This is a genomic window from Mesonia sediminis (genome assembly GCF_042684705.1).
Taxonomy (GTDB): domain Bacteria; phylum Bacteroidota; class Bacteroidia; order Flavobacteriales; family Flavobacteriaceae; genus Mesonia; species Mesonia sediminis.
In genome coordinates, this window is record NZ_JBHULZ010000008.1 from 180,678 (window position 1) to 199,529 (window position 18,852).

Below are 18,852 nucleotides of genomic sequence, written 5' to 3' on the forward strand. Positions count from 1 at the left end.
AAAAAATAATTCTAGCGTAAAGATATTAAATGACAGCAGTATTAAGAAGATTTTGCTATAAAAGCATGCCAATTTTCTTTAGGATGTGCTCGAATTGCTTGTTGGAGCAAAGCATTAATTTTTTCTGGAGTAAAATTCGCCTGTTTATATAGTGCTAAGAGTTTTTGATAACAGGTTACAGAATTGCCTAATTTTAAGGCTTTAACTAAATATTTTTCTGCTTGCTTATAGTTTTCAATTTCTTTATACACGTGCCCATAAGCTAGGTATCCATCAATTTCACTTATTGCCTTTAATTCATTAGCATAGCCTAAAGCCACATCTGTACCACCACCTAAAATTTTAGGAAGTTTTAAATAAAGTTCTAATAAAGCCCATCTTGCTCCTAGATGCGTTTGATCTAAGGCAGCCGCACGTTTTAAATAATGTTTAATATCTGAAATATAAAAAGCAGCCTGAAACTTTGATAGCTCCAAAGCTTTTAACCCCAAAGCACCACCATATTTATAATTATAATTAGCATTATCAGGTTTTTCTTTAAGCAGCAAGCCATAAAAGTGAAGCGCTTTGTCCCATTTTTTTTCATGGGCTGCAATATCTCCTAAATATTCACAAGCCTTAAAATAATTCTTTGAAATGGGTTCAACTTGCATCAGTTGGTTTTTAGCCAACACCCATTGCTGGTCTTTGTAATAAGCCTTTCCCTTTTCAAATGCAGTTTGGCCGAACAGCGTAAAACAGCACAGAAAACATAGGTATGATAGTAAATTCTTCACGGCGTAAAAATAGCAAAATTGAGACCAAATTGAAGATTAACTCAACTAAATTAGATATTTAAAAAGTTTAATCTATTTATGTATCTTTAAAAAAATTAGAGATTTTATGAAGAAAAGATACATTTTAGGGTTGTTATTGGTGCTTACTAGCCAACTTCAGTTTGCTCAAAAAAGCTTCGAAAAACGTTGGTCGACGGTTGAGCAATTGGAGCAAGAAGGAAGATTAAGTAGTGCCCTTGAAAAAGCCGAGTTAATTTTAAAAAAAGCAGATAAAAAAGAAAATGCTTCTCAATTTATAAAAGCTTTTCTCTATGTTTCTAAATACAAACTCCTTTTAAAAGAAGAAAGTCATTATGAAGTTTATCAAGACTTCTTAACTGAAATAGAAAAACAACCAGCCCCTACTAAGCAAATCCTATATTCTTTTCTAGCCGAAAATTTAAATGAATTCTATCGAGCAAATAGAAGGGCTATCGACAGAAGAACACCGGTTCAAAATCCATCCAATGATTATAGGTTATGGGATGCTAAACATTTTAAATATCAAATTGATTTTTACTACAACAAATCGCTTACTAAAAAAGAACTATTGCTAGCTACAAACTTAAACGCACTCGAGCCAGCGCTACATTACGGTATTAATTATAATCGTTTTAGAAGTACATTATTAGATTTACTCTCAAATCGTTATTTAAACTACTTGAAGCAACAGTCTCCAACCAAGACTAAAATTGACATAGACTTAATCGAGTCAAGTAATCTTTATGCTCTACCAGAAAAATTTTCTCAATTACAGTTACCGAAAGACACCGCCAATAGCAGCTTTATTAAAAGATTAGAAGTGTACCAGCATTTAACACGACAGCATCAGAAAAACCAAAATAGAAGTTCTTTACTAGTAACTACCTTAGAACGTTTAAGCTTTATAAAGGACCAGGATCACCGAAGAGATCGAAATACGCTTTATAAAAACGCAATTCTAATTCTTAAAAACGAGGTGAAATCCGATAAGGAGCTCGCTTGGATTCATTACTACCTAGCTCGATTTTATTTAGATGAAGCCGAAAAAAATAGTCACCCCGATTATTTAAATAAAAGTCTAACCCATCTTAAAAAAGTTAAAGAAATTGCCCCAGACAGTTACCCTGCTGTAGAATCTTCGCATCTCGAGTATGTGATTTTAGATAAAAAATACCGTGTTACCATTAACAACAAGCCATTAGCCCATAAAAAGTTTAGAGCTCTTGTACATTATAAAAATATAGATAGCTTGTACGTACATATTTATAAATCTAAGTTACACCACTCTAAATATCCGCACACTAAGCAAGACTCTGTGATTAAAGCCAATTACGCGCGTGCTAAAAAGCTTAGTTTGCAATCCTTTTCTCTGCCAAAAAAAACAGATCATTATACCTACTCAACAGAAATTCTGCTTGAGGCCCTACCTGCAGGGGATTATTTAGCGATTTTTACTAAAAAAGAAAACTTGAATTTTGAAAGTGAGGAATTTCTATACCATAATTTTAAAGTAACTGATTTAAGCCTTACCAGTTTTAATTTGAGCCCTAATCAACAAGTCTATATTGCTAGTAGAACCTCGGGTAAACCCATTAAAAATGCAAAAATTCACGCTAAGAATAGACCAAACGAATACTACAGAACCAATCAAAAAGGGCTAGCTACTATACCTGCACCAGCTATAAATAAAACCGAGAGACTCCCCATAACTATTACAAAAGATGGCGACACGTTGCAGACTGATCTTATTTTTTTTAAACAAAATTTTGATGAGGATAGCCAGAATGATTTCTTATTAAAAGGGAGCTTATTTACAGATCGCAGCATCTACAGGCCTGGACAAGAGGTACACTTTAAAGCAATTTTGACCGTACAAGGAAAAAAAATACGCAAAACAGTTGCTAACCAAAATATTACCATCTATATGCGTAATGCAAATCATCAAATAATTGATAGTTTGCAAATTACCACCAATTCCTATGGCTCTGGACATGGAAAGTTTAAACTGCCAGAAAATGGCCTTACGGGAAGTTATAACTTAATTTTAAAAGAAGAATTAGCATCAGATAGCACCTATGCTGGTGCAGATTGGAGAGGAACTTATTGTTATTTCAACGTTGAAGAATATAAAAGACCCCGCTTTGAAGTTCTCTTTGACAGCATTAAGACAACACATGTTATAAATGATTCTATTTCGTTAGGCGGAAAAGCCAAAGCATATTTCGGCGGAAGCCTAACACAAGCTAAGGTAACTTACACGATAGACCGTGAAGTATTTAATTCTTATCGATATAGTTTACCCTATCACGAGATCAAGAAAAAACGATTATACAAGGGGGCAACAGCAACCGATGCAAACGGGAATTTTAAAATTGAATTTAAAGCCTTGGCTCCTAATCATATTAAATCTGATTTAAAACCCATTTACACCTATACAATAAATGCGGTTGTAACCGATGTAAATGGTGAAACACAAAGTGCTTCTCAACAAATCCGTTTAGGGTATCACGCAGCAGATGTTTATTTTGATTTACCCAATAATTACTCTAATGTTGTAAGTTTAGATAAAAATGCAGCCATACTAGTAAAAGCTACCGATTTAAATGGTTTACCAACCAAAGTAGATGGATATCTCTATTTATACCAATATAAAACACCAAACCGCAACTTGTTAAAAAGGGATATTCCTTTACCTGAAATACAACAAATACCTTACAATGAGTTTATTAAAAATTTTCCGCATACAGCATACGACAGTTTAGATTTAGCCGAAAAATGGCCAAAAACTGAAATTTTAAAAATTCCTATCAAAATAAATCAAACAGAAAGTATAAACCTTGCAGCTTACCAAAAGCAACTTAAAAGCGGACAGTATCTTTTAGCTTATAAAGGCGAAGATATCCGTGAATTTCCCGTTGAAGTAAACCGACGAATTACCCTGGTCAACCCCAATCGGCCAAATTTAAATCTTGATCAAAAAACCATAAATTTTGATTACGACCTGGACCAAGAAAAAAAGCAAATAAGGCTTGATTTTAAAACCTCGTTTAAAAATTTACACTTATTAACCAATCTAACTTTCGGTGATGGTAAACTGCAACAAGAGGTTATGCATTTAAATCAAAATAAAAAGAGTATCATTCTTTCGATCCCTAAAAATGCGAAATACCTACATTTAGAGTATTTTTACAACTACTTGGGACGTTACGGAAATAAGCGCCATAAAATTGAACTTCTCCCCCCAACTAAAAACAAAACAAAGCTAAAATTTGAAGTTTTACATTTTCGTGATAAACTTGAACCCGGTCAAGCCGAACAATGGCAACTTAAAGTTTTAAATCAAGATGGAAGTCCAGCTGAAGCGGAAGTACTCGCGAGTATGTATGACGCTTCTTTAGATCAATTTCAACCTCATCGCTGGAGGAATGTATTACACCATAATTATTTCAAACCTGAAAAAAATGGACTTCCCCACAGTGTCAATCATTTAGGACACTATAACCAAGTTTACATTTCAAGGACTACTCAACATTTGAATAGCAGTGGGTATAATTTTTTCTCACCGAATTATGCTAATTTTAATTATTTTGGTTACCATTTTATTTACACCAGCCTAACCAACAAAACCTATTTAAAAGGACTGGCTATAAATAAATACCAAGCCAAAAACACACCCCAAGGCTATATTGCAGGTAAAATCACCGACCGTTTAGGCACAGCCTTACCAGGTGTACAGGTTTTTAACCAAACAAAAAAACAAGCAACTTTGAGCAATTTTGACGGGTACTTCATTCTGAAAGGAGAACCTAGCGACTTATTGTTTGTTAGATATATAGGACATAATAAAGCACAAATTATAGCTAAAAAATACAACAACCTTACATTAAAGAATGGATTTGTTCACAACAATGATAAAATCATAAGCTTTTATAGCGCTGCTGAATACAGCTCTGAAGAAGTAAGTTCTTCCATTTTATCTGATAATTATCCGAGGTTCAAAGATCTACTTCAGAATAAAGCCCTAGGTCTAAAGCTTGTAGGAGGAGGTTATGGACAAGTGGGTGCTGCTACAAGGGTTCGTATACGTGGTAATGGCAGTGTTTTAGATAAGGTACCGCTGTATGTAATAAACGGCAAAATAATTGACGCTAGCAAGTTTAAAGACATACCAGCAGATCAAATTATCGATATGCAAATGCTTTCGGGAGCCAGTGCTAAAGCTCTATATGGTGCTCAAGCCGTTAATGGCGTTGTGCTTATCACAACCAACCAAGAACCAAAAGATCAACTGCAACAAATAGAGGCGCGCACTAACTTGAATGAAACCGCTTTTTTCTTGCCTCAATTAAAAACCAACAAAAAAGGAGAAATCATCTTTAATTTTAAAAGTCCAGAGGCATTAACAAAATGGCATTTTCAAGCTTTTGCTCACGATAAACAGCTTAATCAAGATAAGTTAGACCTTTATGTCAATACCCAGAAAAAACTTAACCTCATTCCTAATTTTCCTCGATTTTTTAGAAGTAAAGATAGTTTAAGTATTTCGGCAAAAATTAGCAATCTCTCGAATGAAGCGATAGAAGGAATCATTCAACTGTCTTTCACCAATAAGGACCAAAGCCCCGTAGACTTATTCACAAATTCACAACAAATTAAAAACTTCAGTCTAAACGCAAAAAATAATACCGAGGTAACCTGGAAAATAGCCATTCCAGAAGGGCTTTCGGCAGTCAAGTATCGTATTGTAGCAAAAGCCGATAATCTAGGCGATGGTGAAGAAGGGCTTATACCTGTGTTTACCAATCGTGTTTTAACTACCGAAACACTACCCATTTGGGTTAATCCGAATGAGCAGAAAGAGTATAGTTTTAATAGTTTAAAAAATAATAATTCAGTAACCAAAGAAAATCACCAGTTGGTTTTTGAGTATACCTCAAATCCGGCTTGGACCAGTTTATTGGCGCTACCTTATTTAGTAGAATATCCGCACGAATGTTCAGAACAAATATTTGCAAAATTTTATGCGAGTCATCTTACAAAGCTAATGCAAGAATTAAACCCGGAAATTAAAAAGGTATTGCAACAATGGCAAAAGAATAAAACCACTATTCCCGATTGGCATAAAAATACCGATTTAAAACAAATGCTCTGGGAAGAAAGCCCCTGGCTAAAAACAGCAGGAACCCCAGCGGAACAACAAAAAAGAATTGCAGAAGTACTCGACATAGAAAGAACGCAACAAAATATTCACCAAGCCTTAAAAAAACTATCTAACCTACAACTTGATAACGGAGGCTTTCCTTGGTTTGGGGGCGGTCGTGCCAACAGGTTCATTTCTCTGCACATTTATGCTGGATTAGGCAAACTTCAGAAGTTAGATTCCGCAATAGCTCAAATGCCAGAGGTTAAAAAAATAACAGAGCAATTAGCCAGCTATTTAGATTTTGAATTTCTGCAGCCAAATGACAGTGAAAAAATGTACTCGTTCACCACATCAGCTATTCAATACGCTTATGCTAAAAGTTGTTATGACCTAAAAGCTACGGCCGATTTTAAACGCTACATAGAAGCTATGTTTGAAGCCTATGAAGATAATTGGACGTCTTTGACTATACAATCACAGCTAAACCTTGCTATTTTAGCGCAGCGTCATAAAAATACAGATTTGGCAAAACAGATTTTAACTGCTCTGCGAGAAAGTGCTGTAATAAATTCAAAGCACGGAATGTATTGGAAAGAACTAAAGAAAAATTATGGCTGGCACAATGAACCCATTACTACACAAGTTAGGGCCATTGAAGCTTTCGCGGAAATTGCAGGAGATAAAAAAACGATTACGAAACTCAAAACTTGGTTAATACGTCAAAGAAAAAACCAAGCTTGGCACTCAACAAAAGCTACTACAGAAGCTATTTATGCACTACTTATTTACGGAGAGCAAGCAACACTGCAAAAAGAATCTCCTAACATAAAAATTGGTGAAGAAAAAATTAGCTTTGACAATTCCAGCGCTGCCGGTTATGTAAAAAAAATATGGCAAGGCAATTCTATTACTAAAGAACTCGCCAATATAGCTATTAAGAATAATTCAAAAACCGCACAGTATGGCGCAATGTATTGGCAGTATTTTGAAGAGTCTGATGCCGTGCAAGCCAGTAACCAAGAAAACCTTAAGATTGAGAAAGAATTGTTCAAAAATGTAGAAACCCCTGAAGGGAGTGTATTAAGGCCCATATTGGTAGATCAACTTCGTGTAGGAGACTTAATTAGGGTTCGTTTAATAATAAAGGCAAAAGAAGATTTTAATTTTATGCATTTAAAAGATAGCCGTGCAGCTGGTCTAGAACCAGTTGATGTTATATCCAAATACAAATGGCAAGATGGTTTAGGTTATTACCAGAGCACAAAAGATGCAGCAACACACTTCTTTTTTGATAAAATACCGGCCGGCACTTATGTAATCGAATACAACCTAAGGGTGGTTAATGCAGGTAATTTTTCAAATGGGCTATCCGAATTGCAAAGTATGTATGCACCAGAAATTAAAGTACAATCCAAAGGTAAACGACTTGAATTATTGCCACGAACAAAAAATTAAATATGACCTGAATTTCTAATTGTAGGCAAAAAAAAGCGATTAGGGATAACCTAATCGCTTTTTTTATAAATTGTTATTTTGGTGGAAATTCCTTTACGCCTTTACTGATTAGGCGATTAAAAAATACTTGTTTTTCTTTTGGATTCATTTGCCTCTTATAGTGATCTTCTACAACCGCTTGCCAAAATAATTCGTTGGTTTGAGCCTGACTAAAATTAAGACTTAAACTCAATATGGTTTTGGTTGTACTTATTGGTATGCCTCCTGAAACCCCACCGCCAACGTGGCCTCCACCACCACCAAAGCCAATTCCTATTTGAGAGTTGTTACGCTGTTGAAACACGTCGGTTTCTAAAAGAATTTTAAAATCGGGATTACTGCTTTTTACATAACCTTGTTGGGCTAAGAGGTCTTCAACAGCTTTTATAAGGCGTTCTTGGTCTAGCTCATTTAAATGATCAGCAGCAATATTATGTTGAGGATAAAACTGATAAGTGCGATAATTTTGGAAATTTACTTTAGCATCATAATCTACATAAACCTTCGGACCGCAACTCATCAAAAACAAACAAAAAACCAAACTTAAAATACGTGTCATGCTAATAAATTTACCACAAGATACTGAAAAACAAATCACTAATTAAGTTTTAAATAGGCTTTTTATTTAAGTTTTCCCATAATACATCCTTTAATTGGGCTATTCCTTGCTGCGCTACAGCTGATATAAATAAATAAGGAATTTTATCAAAATATGCATCGAGTTCTTCTTGTTGTTCAGATTGCAGCTCTTGATCGAGCATATCGCTTTTAGAAATAGCCACAACCCGATCTTTATCTAATAATTCTGGATTGTATCGACGCAATTCATCCAACAAAATCTCATACTGTTTTATGACATCATCAGCATCACAGGGTATTAAAAAAAGTAATGTAGAGTTTCTTTCAATATGCCTTAAAAATCGATAACCTAGCCCCCTACCTTCTGCTGCTCCTTCTATAATCCCGGGAATATCAGCCATTACAAAGCTTTGGTAGTCGCGATACTTTACAATACCCAAATTGGGCTTTAAAGTGGTAAACTCATAATCGGCTATTTTGGGTTTAGCTGCCGTGATAACCGAAAGTAATGTAGATTTTCCTGCATTAGGAAAACCAACAAGACCTACGTCTGCAAGTACCTTCAACTCTAAAGTTATATCCCGCTCCTCTCCTGGTATGCCCGGTTGTGCATAACGAGGTGTTTGATTTGTAGAGGATTTAAAATGCCAATTTCCTCTTCCTCCTTTTCCGCCTCGAGCGATAATAATTTCCTGATTATTTTCAGTTATCTCATCTATGATAGCCTGGGTATCAGTATCTCGAATTACGGTTCCTAATGGCACATCGATATACACGTCTTCCCCATCGGCTCCCGTGCTTCTTTGTTTTCCGCCATTTCCGCCGTGTTCTGCTTTGATATGGCGTTTAAAATTAAATTCGTAGAGCGTCCAAAGGTTTTCATTACCACGAATAATCACATGGCCCCCTCTACCGCCATCTCCGCCGTCGGGACCGCCTTTAGTAATGTATTTTTCTCTATGCAAATGCATAGAACCTTTTCCGCCATTACCTGAGCTAACGTGTAATTTAACGTAGTCTATAAAATTTCCTTCTTTCACTTCTTTTTAGTTTTCTAACTTATCGATTACTTGACAAATTCTTTCGGTAATTTCGGCGATGCTGCCTACTCCATTAACACCAAAGTACTTGTTCTGTTTTTGGTAAAATGATTTTACCACGGCCGTTTCTTTATGGTATACCTCTATTCTTTTTCGGATTACTTCTTCGTTGGCATCATCTTTTCTACCTGAAGTTTTACCGCGTTCTAACAATCGTTCAACCAAAACCTCATCATCTACCTCTAGGGCAATCATAGCATTTACTTGTTCATCGTGTTTTGCTAAAAAGGCATCAAGCGCTTCTGCTTGAACTTTTGTACGAGGAAAACCATCAAAAATATACCCACTCGCTGGTTTTTGCTTAGACACCTCATCTTTTAACATGTCAACGGTTACCGAATCTGGAACCAATTGTCCTTTTTCTATAAAGGATTTGGCTTGAACCCCCAATGGAGTATCATTTTTCATATTATACCTAAAAATGTCTCCGGTAGATAAATGAATTAAGTTATACTTTTCCTTAAGTATGCTTGCTTGTGTTCCTTTACCGGCTCCTGGAGGGCCAAATAATACTATTTTAATCATGTTGTGTTTCGATTAATTGATAAACTTCGGGTAAATTTCTTCCTAAACCATCATAATCTAATCCAAATCCTACTATGAATTTATTGGGTATTTCTATTCCGATATAATCCAAAGAGTGGTTTTGATGATAAGCTTCTGGCTTATAAAATAAGGTTGCAATCTTGTAACTGCTCACCTCCTGATTTTCTAAGATATTAATAATTTTGGTTAGGGTATGTCCTGTATCTACAATATCCTCTAAAACGATTACATCTCTTCCTTTTAAGTTATTTACGCCGATAAGCTCTTGCACTTGTTGAGTGGTTTGGGTACCTGCGTAAGACCTTAACTTGGTAAACTCTACTTCGCAATTTCCACTGATTTTTTGCGTTAAGGCTGCTACAAAAGGAAATGCTCCATTAAGAACACCTAGAAAAACAGGGGTTTTTCCTGCATAGTCTTTTTGGATTTTCTCTGCCATTTTACTTATAGCCGAGTCAATTTGAGACTTATCAATAAAAGGAGTAAAGGTAAGATCGTGAATTTTTATCATAGATCTAAATTAAAATCAGGCTGCAAAGATAAATATTTCGAATTAAAGATAGCGACTTCAGGCAAACCAATTCTTATAAAAAACTTGTTTAATCTAGTTGATAAATCTTATTTTTGCCCAAACACAACACTACATGAACTATTTCTCTTCAAATTTTACGCTCGGCATCTTAGGTGGTGGGCAATTGGGTAAGATGATGCTTTATGAAACCCGCAAATACGACATTTGCACAAAAGTAATAGATCCCAACCCTGCTGCTCCTGCACGTTTGGCCTGTGATAAATTTGTGGTAGGTGATCTTATGGATTACGATACCGTAGTAAATTTTGGTCAAGATGTAGATATTCTTACTTTCGAAATTGAATCGGTTAATATCGAGGCTTTAGAGTATTTAGAGCAAAAAGGTAAATTGGTTTATCCTAGCGCTTCTACTTTAAAGAAAATACAAAACAAAGGAGACCAAAAAGAGTTTTATTTAAAAAAAGAAATCCCTACCGCTCCTTTTACCAGGTATCAAAGTAAAGATGAGCTTGTCACCGATTGGGCTCAAAAAAAGAAAACTTTTCCTTTTATCTGGAAAAGTTGTACAGGAGGTTATGACGGTAAAGGGGTTGCCGTTATAAAAAACAAGGAAGATTTAATTCCTTTACCCGATGTGCCCTGCATCGCCGAAGAAATGATTCATTTTAAAAATGAATTAGCGGTAATTGTAGCGCGAAATGCCAATGGAGAAGTAAAAACTTATCCCGTTGTCGAAATGGAATTCCACCCAGAGGCCAATCAAGTAGAGTATGTTATTTGCCCTGCTAGAATTGCAGATGAGGTGGCTCAAAACGCTAGAGCCGTGGCGCATAAAGTTTCAGAGTCTTTTGAACACGTTGGCTTGTTGGCAGTAGAATTGTTTCAAACACAAGATGACCAAATTCTAGTAAACGAGGTCGCACCCAGACCGCATAATAGCGGGCACTATAGTATCGAAGCGAGTTTTACCAATCAATTTGAACAGCACATTCGTGCAGTATTAAATCTACCTTTAGGAGCAACCGAAAGTAAAGTAGGTGGAGTGATGGTTAACCTTGTAGGTGAAGAAAACTATAAAGGTCCGGTACATTATCAAAATATCGAAAAAATTATGCAGTTACCCGGGGTAACACCGCACATTTACGGCAAAAAAGAAACCCGCCCTTTTAGAAAAATGGGACACGTTTGCATAGTTAACAAAGATTTAAATCAGGCTCGAAAAATAGCTGAACAAGTGAAGCAGTCAATTAAAGTAATAAGCTTAACAAAATAGACAAACCACAGTAATAATAATCATTAGATTTACTGGTTTTTTTATGCTTAACGGATTTAATCCGGTTTAACCGAAAATAAGAACAATAAAAAATTATTACCATGAGTAAAGTAGGGATAATTATGGGAAGTACAAGTGATCTTCCAGTAATGCAAGAGGCGATTGATATTTTAGCCGGATTCGATATTGAAGTAGAAGTTGACATTGTATCGGCACACAGAACACCAGAAAAATTATTTGATTACGGAAAAAACGCTCACGAGCGTGGTTTTAAGGTTATTATTGCAGGCGCCGGTGGTGCAGCTCACCTACCTGGGATGATTGCCTCTCTTTCTCCGTTACCGGTGATTGGAGTTCCTGTAAAATCGAGAAATTCTATTGATGGCTGGGACTCTGTTCTTTCTATTTTACAAATGCCAGGTGGCGTTCCTGTAGCAACTGTAGCTTTAGACGGAGCTAAAAATGCTGGTATTCTTGCTGCACAAATTATTGGTACTGCAGATAAATGTGTGCTCGATAAAATTATTACTTATAAAGAAGGACTTAAGCAAAAGGTGATTGAAGGAGCAAAAAACCTTAAAAATCACAACTAATTTTTAAATCTTCCTTTAAACCTCATTAATTTTTTTACAAATTGATGAGGTTTTTTTATACATTTTATTCATCTTTAGTAAAAATTTAAACGTATGGCTAAAATTTATTACCTCATAAGCCTTCTATTCATTTGCGGATGGCAGTTATCTGCTCAAAATACTAATATAAGAGCACTGCAATTGGTTGAAATGGCCAAAGAAAAGCTAGATAAAAATTATGAATTTAATCAAGTAAATTTTGATTTTATTTATCAGGAAAATAAAGATGAATTGATTGATGAGTTGCAAATAGAAATTAAAAAACATAGCGAACTAGGAGCTCAAGCTACTAAGCAGTTGCAACGCAAAGTAGAAAAACTAATTGATAAAGAACCCTCATTAACCAACCAATACAAAACATTAACCCAAGGTAAAGCAAGTATAACTAACAAAAAGCTTCAATTCAATGACTTTACAAAGAAAGTAAAGGGTGGCGATTCTATTGGATTCATTTCCCCCACCACTCCTATTTATGAAATTTTAACCGAGCAACTTGATAAAGACGACACCTACCAATTAAAATCGGGTATGTTCACTTGCCAGGAAAATGCTAATTTAAATCAATGTAATAATTATACAGCTAATACTGAAAATTTGAAATTAGATATTGAGGAAGGCTTAGAAGATTCCAATTTGACTTCACGAAAGTTTGCGTATGACTTCTTATACCAAACGAATAATTATGACTACAGTATTAAATCAATTAAAGAATTAGATTCTACCGCTATTGCTGAAATTGAGTTTAATCCTAAAAAAGAAAACGCCTCTTATACTGGAAGCATGCACATAGACCTAAAAACTCAAGCAATAGTAAAACTGAACTATCGGTTATTACCAGGTCACACCACAGCTTCTTTTAATGCCAAATTCTTATTGGGATTTAAAACCGTAACTACCGAGTTAGATAAAACCATTGTGTATCAAAAACTAGCTAACGGTAAGTACTTTCCTGCGCATCTTATTATTTATAAAACAAAAAAATTATGGGGTAATAGAACTATTAAGCTTAAGGGGAATAAAAGCAATAATCGATTAAAGTTAGAATTTACAAAAGGCAGTAAAGAAAAGATTAAACAAGAGATGCTTTTTAACCAAGCAACGCCAATGGCCCAATCTTCATCTGATTTAAAGTAGTGATGCCTGCATTTGCCCAAAAAATAATTGGTTTATTTGTATTAAATTTCATTTTCACTTTAACCTGTTTAGGCCAGCAATTATCCGGTAAAATTATAGATCAAGAAGCAAATCCCGTGGCATATGCACACATTCAATACAGGGATCAAATGGGTGTTGCCAGCAATTTAAAAGGTGTTTATACCTTAAATCTACAAGATTACCCCACAGATGCTATTTTTAAAATAAGCGCATTGGGTTATAAAACTGTAATACTGCCAATTAGCGAACTAAAAGAAAAACCAAGGATTACTTTAGTTGCTTTGGCAGAAGAGCTTGGAGAAGTGATTTTGACAAGTCAAAAATTAGATATTTTTGACCTACTTCAACAAGTCTATTTAAACTATAGAAAAAACCATAATGCAAACGGCTTGTGTTTTGAAGTGCTCATGCGTGAAAGCGATGAGAACCATCTAAAAGATGCCGAATTTGAGGTAGACAAAGCTAGCTTTTTAAGCAAAGCTTTAACACAAAAATTTAATCGGCAAATTAAAGAAAGTCTAGCCAACTCTAAAAAAAATTTACCCAGCCAACAAAGACAAATTGAGTCAAAGATATATATCACCCCAAACCAAGATTCTTTAAAATTAAAATTGTTGCAAGTCAATCAACTTAGAAACGAGCGATACCTTGCACCTAAAAACAATTTTTTAAAAGAAACCTTTCGACTCATTCAACAAGGGCTCGATAGCGAAAATACCTTTAAAATAAAGTCTGGGATGATTCCTCTGGGTAAAAATCACAAAGTAAACCAACTTTTTCAAATTGACAGCAGTCAAAGTAAAAGTATTAAAACAGAAAATGAACGTGATTTTTACAAAAGCCTATTTTTTAATCGCAGTCCGCTTAACCTAGATCAATATGACTTCATCCAACAGTTTACTAATTACAACTGGAAACACGTTAAAACTAGATTGTTTCAAGATGAATTGGTTTATGAATTGCACTTTACTCCAAAAAATAAAAAAGCCGATTATTCTGGCAAATTATATATAAGCAAGGCTAGCAAAGCCATCTTACAAGCCAGCTACCAACTAGCAGAAAACCGTGTAGACCGCAATATTAATCTCAAATTTTTATTAGGCTTAAAATATGTGGCAAATGTTCACCAAGCTAAAGTAATATTTAAGCGAGATAGTACAAGCAATCGATATCTACCGCAATACATAAATTGGAAAACAGGCCAGTACATTTACATAAATAGGCCATTAAAATTAAAAGAAAACAATACTAAGTCTAGCGAAAAAACAAAACTTAAATTAAACTTTAAAATAGAACAGCAAAACAATGTTTTAAATGAGTTGATGCTAATTAATCCTCAACCCATTGTTTTCGCGGATTTCAAAGCGGTTAATGAAAAAGAGAAGCTAAAAATTCTTTACACACCAGCTTTTGATGAATCATTTTGGCTGCGTTATAATAAAGAGCTAGAAGCTTCTAGCAGCAACGAATAGTTACCGTTTATTTTTCCTGATTGCTTCAACTTCTAGCCATAAACTAGAGTTTCAAAAAATAACATTCAATAATTATAGCATATAAATTAAAGCTTCAAGAATCTAAATTAGATTTGTTTTTTAAAGATATCCTATATAATACAGCTGATCCTAAACCTATAAAAACAGCCGTTTTAAGATCAAGATTAGCTGCAAAATAAAGGAAAAAGCTAAGTGACAATCCGCCTAATAAATGAATAAGATTTTTTTTCATTTAGTATTTTTTAATTAATTATTAGTTTTAAATTGTGTAAGCTTACGCCGGAAAAATAAGAAAACAACCATATGAAAAGCGTCAAATTCTAAAATACAATTCTGATTTGCAGCATAATAAATATTTTAAAATATTAAAAACGTAATATTATATGCCAAACTTTTTTTGACTAAAAATTAAGACCTCAACTCTCCTACTCTTTGTATCTTTACACTTGTACAGAAAAATAAATTATGAGTCAGGAAAACCCATTATTGGAGCATTTTGATGCCGCTCCATTTTCTAAGATAAAAAATGAACATTTTAAACCGGCTTTTCAAGAAGCTATAAAAAAAGCAAAAGCAGAAATTGATGCAATCACTAGTAATAGTGAAGAGCCTACTTTTGAAAATACGCTGGAAGCTTTAGAATTTGCAGGTGAAACCTTAAGTCGAGTTTCGAGCATATTTTTCAATTTAAATTCGGCAGAAACAAATGAAGAAATTCAGAAAATAGCGCAAGAAGTTTCTCCTTGGTTAAGTGAATTCAGTAATGATCTAACCTTAAATGAAGAGTTATTTAAACGTGTAAAAAGCGTTTACGAGCAAAAAGACAGCTTAGAACTGAGTGTAGAACAAAAAACACTGCTCGATAAACATTACAAAAGTTTCACAAGAAACGGGGCTAATTTACCAGAAGATAAAAAAGAGCAACTTCGAGAAATCGATAAAGAGCTTTCTAGACTTTCACTTTCGTTTGGCGAAAATGTTTTAGCAGAAACCAATCGTTACGAGCTTCATATTGAAGATGAAAAAGATTTAAAAGGTTTACCAGAAAGCGAATTAGAAAATGCTAATTTATTAGCTAAAGCAAAAGGAAAAAACGGCTATATTTTCACGCTTCAATACCCGAGTTATATCCCGTTTATGAAGTATGCAGAAAACCGAGAAATGCGTAAAAAACTTTCGATTGCTTTTGGGGCAAAAGGTTTTCAGAATGATGAATATGACAATCAAGAAAATGTATTGAAGATTGCAAAACTTCGTCACCAACGGGCTAATTTATTAGGTTACAAAACCCACGCGCATTTTGTTTTAGAAGAACGTATGGCAAAAAGCCCTGAAAAAGTAAATGAATTTCTTAACGAAATGCTCGAAAAAGCGAAACCTGCCGCAGAACAGGAATTTAAAGAACTAGAGCAATTTGCAAAAGAATTAGATGGGATCGACCATTTAGAAAAATGGGACAGCGCTTATTATGCAGAGAAGCTAAAACAACAACGCTTTCAATTAGATGATGAAAAGCTCAAGCCTTATTTTAAACTCGACAATGTAATTCAGGGAGTTTTTACGGTAGCTAAAAAATTATATGATCTACATTTTAAAGAAGTTTTCAATATAGATAAGTACCACGAGGAGGTAAAAACTTATGAGGTTTACGACGGTGATCATAACTTTATGGCACTATTTTATGCCGATTTTCACCCGAGAGAAGGGAAAAGAAATGGCGCTTGGATGACCATTTATAAAGACCAAAAAGTGAAAGACGGTAAAAATGAGCGTCCGCATGTTTCTAACGTTTGTAATTTTACCCGACCCACTTCTAAAAAACCGTCCTTACTTACTTTTAATGAGGTTACTACATTATTTCACGAGTTTGGTCACGCGTTGCACGGAATGCTGGCTAACTCAACCTACCCGAGTTTATCGGGAGCTTCTGTGTATTGGGATTTTGTAGAATTACCAAGCCAGGTATTAGAAAACTGGTGTTACGAGCCAGAAGCTTTAGAGCTATTTGCGCGCCATTATGAAACCGATGAAGTAATTCCGATGGAGTTAGTTGAGAAAATAAAAAAATCGGCCAACTTTCACGAGGGAATGCAAACGGTACGTCAATTGAGTTTCGGAATGTTAGATATGGCTTGGCACGCTGTAGACCCTACAAACATTAAATCTGTAAAAGAAAACGAGTTAGATGCCTTTGAAAACACTAAATTGTACCCTGATGTGGCAGAGAACTGTATGAGCACTTCATTCTCTCATATTTTTCAAGGTGGCTATTCGGCGGGTTATTATTCATATAAGTGGGCAGAAGTTTTAGATGCCGATGCTTTTGCGTATTTTCAAGAAGAAGGAATTTTTAATAAAACCGTAGCCGATAAATTTAAAGACCATATTTTGAGTAAAGGAGGTACTGAAGATCCAATGGTTTTATATAAACGCTTTCGCGGAAAAGAGCCTAACCCAGAGGCTTTACTAAAAAGAGCAGGGCTTTTAAAATAGTACAAATTGCAATAGGGATAGTAGCAAGCTACCGTGTAGCGCGGATAGCCCGGCCCTCTCTTGAAAAAGAGAGGGATTGCCCTCTTGCGCATTATTTTATCTTTTTAGGGTTTTGCTTTACAAAAGCGGCCCAACCACTGTAATTTTTGCTTTGTACTTTTTTACCAGAGTTGTAGTGATGGCATACAGCAGCAGCCAATCCATCGGTTGAATCAAGATTTTTGGGCAAACTCTTTAACTTCAAAAGACTTTGTAACATTTTGGCGACCTGTTCTTTGCTGGCGTTACCATTGCCAGTAATAGCCATTTTTATTTTTTTGGGCGAATATTCGGTAACGGGAACTTCACGACTTAAACCGGCGGCCATCGCAACTCCTTGGGCACGACCTAGCTTTAACATAGATTGCACGTTTTTTCCAAAAAAAGGTGCTTCAATAGCAATTTCATCGGGATGATAGGCATCGATCAGAGATAAAGTGCGCTCAAAGATCAATTTTAATTTTATATAGTGGTCATCATATTTGGTTAATAAAAGTTCGTTGAGTTGTAAAAACTCCATCTTTTTATCTTGAACTTTAATAAGTCCAAATCCCATTATGGTGGTACCTGGATCTATACCCAAAATTATCTTTTCTGTTTTCAACTGCTATTTTATTTGTTTCTTTGCGTATGCAAGTATGTCAGCACAAAGCTAAGCAAATGTTTTTAGTTGGCCTCAAATGGTTTCTGTTTGGGGGGCTTTGCATTTTTATTTATTATCAATTATCATCTCAATTCACAATAGATAAGATCGTCTTTACAGAGCGAAATATTGGTTTTTGGGGTATACTTGGTTGCCTAATTTTTACCTCTATAAATTGGTGGCTAGAGATCAAAAAATGGCATATATTAACTGTAAATTTAAAGCTTAAGTCTTTCAAAAATTCTATTCAGGAATATTTGATTGCGCATGCTGTAGGTGTATTAACCCCTAACAAAATAGGTGAATTTGGCGTTAAAACTCTATTTTACCCAAAGAATCACAGAAAAAAAATTTTAAGCCGTAAAACCTGGGCAAGTTTTTCACAAATGCTAGCTACCTTGTTTTTTGGTTTTTTAGGTTTGCTCTTCTATATCCTTATACAATCTATAATTCCCGGTTTAAGTAAAGCGCAAGTTTATTTTATTTTTGGTATAACGGTTGTTTTTATTTTTATAATCTTAGTTGAATGGCGATACCAGTTTATTAAAAAATGGATGCAAACTCGGTTAAACTTTACGGATATTATACCGCTACCAACAAAAAGAAAAATTGTAGCTTTAAGTTTTGCAAGACATTTGGTTTTCTCGCACCAATTTGTATTGGTTCTAATGCTCTTTGAAGTACAAATTTCTTATAGCAGCGCTATTTGCGGAATTTGGTTGGTTTATTTGCTTGCCAGTATTATTCCTCAATTTTTATTTTCTGACGCGCTTACCAAAACAGGGTTTGCCGTAGTTATTTTTAGCTTATATTCAAATCAACAAGCAACTATTGCTTTGGCGGTATTGATAATGTGGTGTTTAAATTTTGTACTTCCCACACTTCTAGGTGCTATTTTAAATTTGCTTCATCCTTACAAAACCACAGAATAAT

General features: G+C 34.9%; 14 protein-coding genes. 7 read left to right on the forward strand and 7 right to left on the reverse strand.

The window, feature by feature from the left end; translation table 11 throughout:
* Window positions 1-41 precede the first annotated feature (41 nt).
* Entirely contained in the window at window positions 42-776 is a 735-nt protein-coding gene (locus ACFSQ0_RS02255; RefSeq protein ID WP_379043502.1) for a tetratricopeptide repeat protein, read from the reverse strand.
* Window positions 777-882: 106 nt separating this feature from the next.
* Between ACFSQ0_RS02255 and ACFSQ0_RS02260 the strand changes: the two genes are divergently transcribed.
* Window positions 883-7,395 (forward strand): alpha-2-macroglobulin family protein, encoded by a 6,513-nt coding sequence (locus ACFSQ0_RS02260; RefSeq protein WP_379043505.1) that lies wholly within the window; start codon window positions 883-885, stop codon window positions 7,393-7,395.
* 73 nt (window positions 7,396-7,468) lie between these two features.
* On the opposite strand, the gene ACFSQ0_RS02265 is transcribed toward ACFSQ0_RS02260, so the two are convergent.
* From ACFSQ0_RS02265 to ACFSQ0_RS02280, 4 genes are read right to left on the reverse strand one after another with little or no spacing between them, the layout of a single operon-like run.
* Window positions 7,469-7,993 (reverse strand): DUF4136 domain-containing protein, encoded by a 525-nt coding sequence (locus ACFSQ0_RS02265; protein ID WP_379043508.1) that lies wholly within the window; start codon window positions 7,991-7,993, stop codon window positions 7,469-7,471.
* Between the two features lie 49 nt (window positions 7,994-8,042).
* The gene (obgE, locus tag ACFSQ0_RS02270; protein ID WP_379043511.1) at window positions 8,043-9,053 is read right to left on the reverse strand and encodes a GTPase ObgE; all 1,011 of its coding nucleotides are present in this window, start codon (window positions 9,051-9,053) and stop codon (window positions 8,043-8,045) included.
* A 6-nt stretch (window positions 9,054-9,059) separates the two neighbouring features.
* Window positions 9,060-9,638, reverse strand: coding sequence for an adenylate kinase (locus ACFSQ0_RS02275; protein WP_379043514.1), 579 nt, complete (start codon window positions 9,636-9,638; stop codon window positions 9,060-9,062).
* Window positions 9,631-10,170: a phosphoribosyltransferase gene (locus ACFSQ0_RS02280; protein WP_379043517.1), complete on the reverse strand. Its 540-nt coding sequence runs from the start codon at window positions 10,168-10,170 to the stop codon at window positions 9,631-9,633. The genes ACFSQ0_RS02275 and ACFSQ0_RS02280 overlap by 8 nt, the downstream gene beginning before the upstream one ends.
* A gap of 133 nt (window positions 10,171-10,303) precedes the next feature.
* Between ACFSQ0_RS02280 and ACFSQ0_RS02285 the strand changes: the two genes are divergently transcribed.
* The 4 genes from ACFSQ0_RS02285 (at window position 10,304) to ACFSQ0_RS02300 (ending at window position 14,723) form a co-directional block, all read left to right on the forward strand.
* Window positions 10,304-11,464 carry a 5-(carboxyamino)imidazole ribonucleotide synthase gene (locus ACFSQ0_RS02285; RefSeq protein ID WP_379043520.1) on the forward strand — a complete coding sequence of 387 codons (1,161 nt, stop codon included), beginning with the start codon at window positions 10,304-10,306 and terminating at the stop codon, window positions 11,462-11,464.
* 101 nt (window positions 11,465-11,565) lie between these two features.
* A complete protein-coding gene (gene purE / locus ACFSQ0_RS02290; RefSeq protein WP_379043523.1) occupies window positions 11,566-12,057 on the forward strand; it encodes a 5-(carboxyamino)imidazole ribonucleotide mutase in 492 nt (163 codons plus the stop codon).
* Between the two features lie 93 nt (window positions 12,058-12,150).
* Complete coding sequence (locus ACFSQ0_RS02295) at window positions 12,151-13,230, forward strand: hypothetical protein (protein WP_379043526.1); 1,080 nt, start codon at window positions 12,151-12,153, stop codon at window positions 13,228-13,230.
* Entirely contained in the window at window positions 13,230-14,723 is a 1,494-nt protein-coding gene (locus tag ACFSQ0_RS02300; RefSeq protein ID WP_379043529.1) for a hypothetical protein, read from the forward strand. Before ACFSQ0_RS02295 ends, ACFSQ0_RS02300 begins: the two co-directional genes overlap by 1 nt.
* A 94-nt stretch (window positions 14,724-14,817) precedes the next feature.
* Here the strand turns inward: ACFSQ0_RS02300 and ACFSQ0_RS02305 are convergent, their stop codons facing one another.
* Window positions 14,818-14,976 carry a hypothetical protein gene (locus ACFSQ0_RS02305; RefSeq protein ID WP_379043532.1) on the reverse strand — a complete coding sequence of 53 codons (159 nt, stop codon included), beginning with the start codon at window positions 14,974-14,976 and terminating at the stop codon, window positions 14,818-14,820.
* A gap of 233 nt (window positions 14,977-15,209) precedes the next feature.
* Between ACFSQ0_RS02305 and ACFSQ0_RS02310 the strand changes: the two genes are divergently transcribed.
* Window positions 15,210-17,237, forward strand: coding sequence for a M3 family metallopeptidase (locus tag ACFSQ0_RS02310; protein WP_379043535.1), 2,028 nt, complete (start codon window positions 15,210-15,212; stop codon window positions 17,235-17,237).
* Window positions 17,238-17,328: 91 nt separating this feature from the next.
* Here the strand turns inward: ACFSQ0_RS02310 and ruvC are convergent, their stop codons facing one another.
* Window positions 17,329-17,880: a crossover junction endodeoxyribonuclease RuvC gene (ruvC, locus tag ACFSQ0_RS02315; RefSeq protein ID WP_379043538.1), complete on the reverse strand. Its 552-nt coding sequence runs from the start codon at window positions 17,878-17,880 to the stop codon at window positions 17,329-17,331.
* Between the two features lie 56 nt (window positions 17,881-17,936).
* Here ruvC and ACFSQ0_RS02320 point away from each other — a divergent pair, with 56 nt between their 5' ends.
* The gene (locus ACFSQ0_RS02320; protein ID WP_379043541.1) at window positions 17,937-18,851 is read left to right on the forward strand and encodes a hypothetical protein; all 915 of its coding nucleotides are present in this window, start codon (window positions 17,937-17,939) and stop codon (window positions 18,849-18,851) included.
* Window position 18,852: the final 1 nt, after the last annotated feature.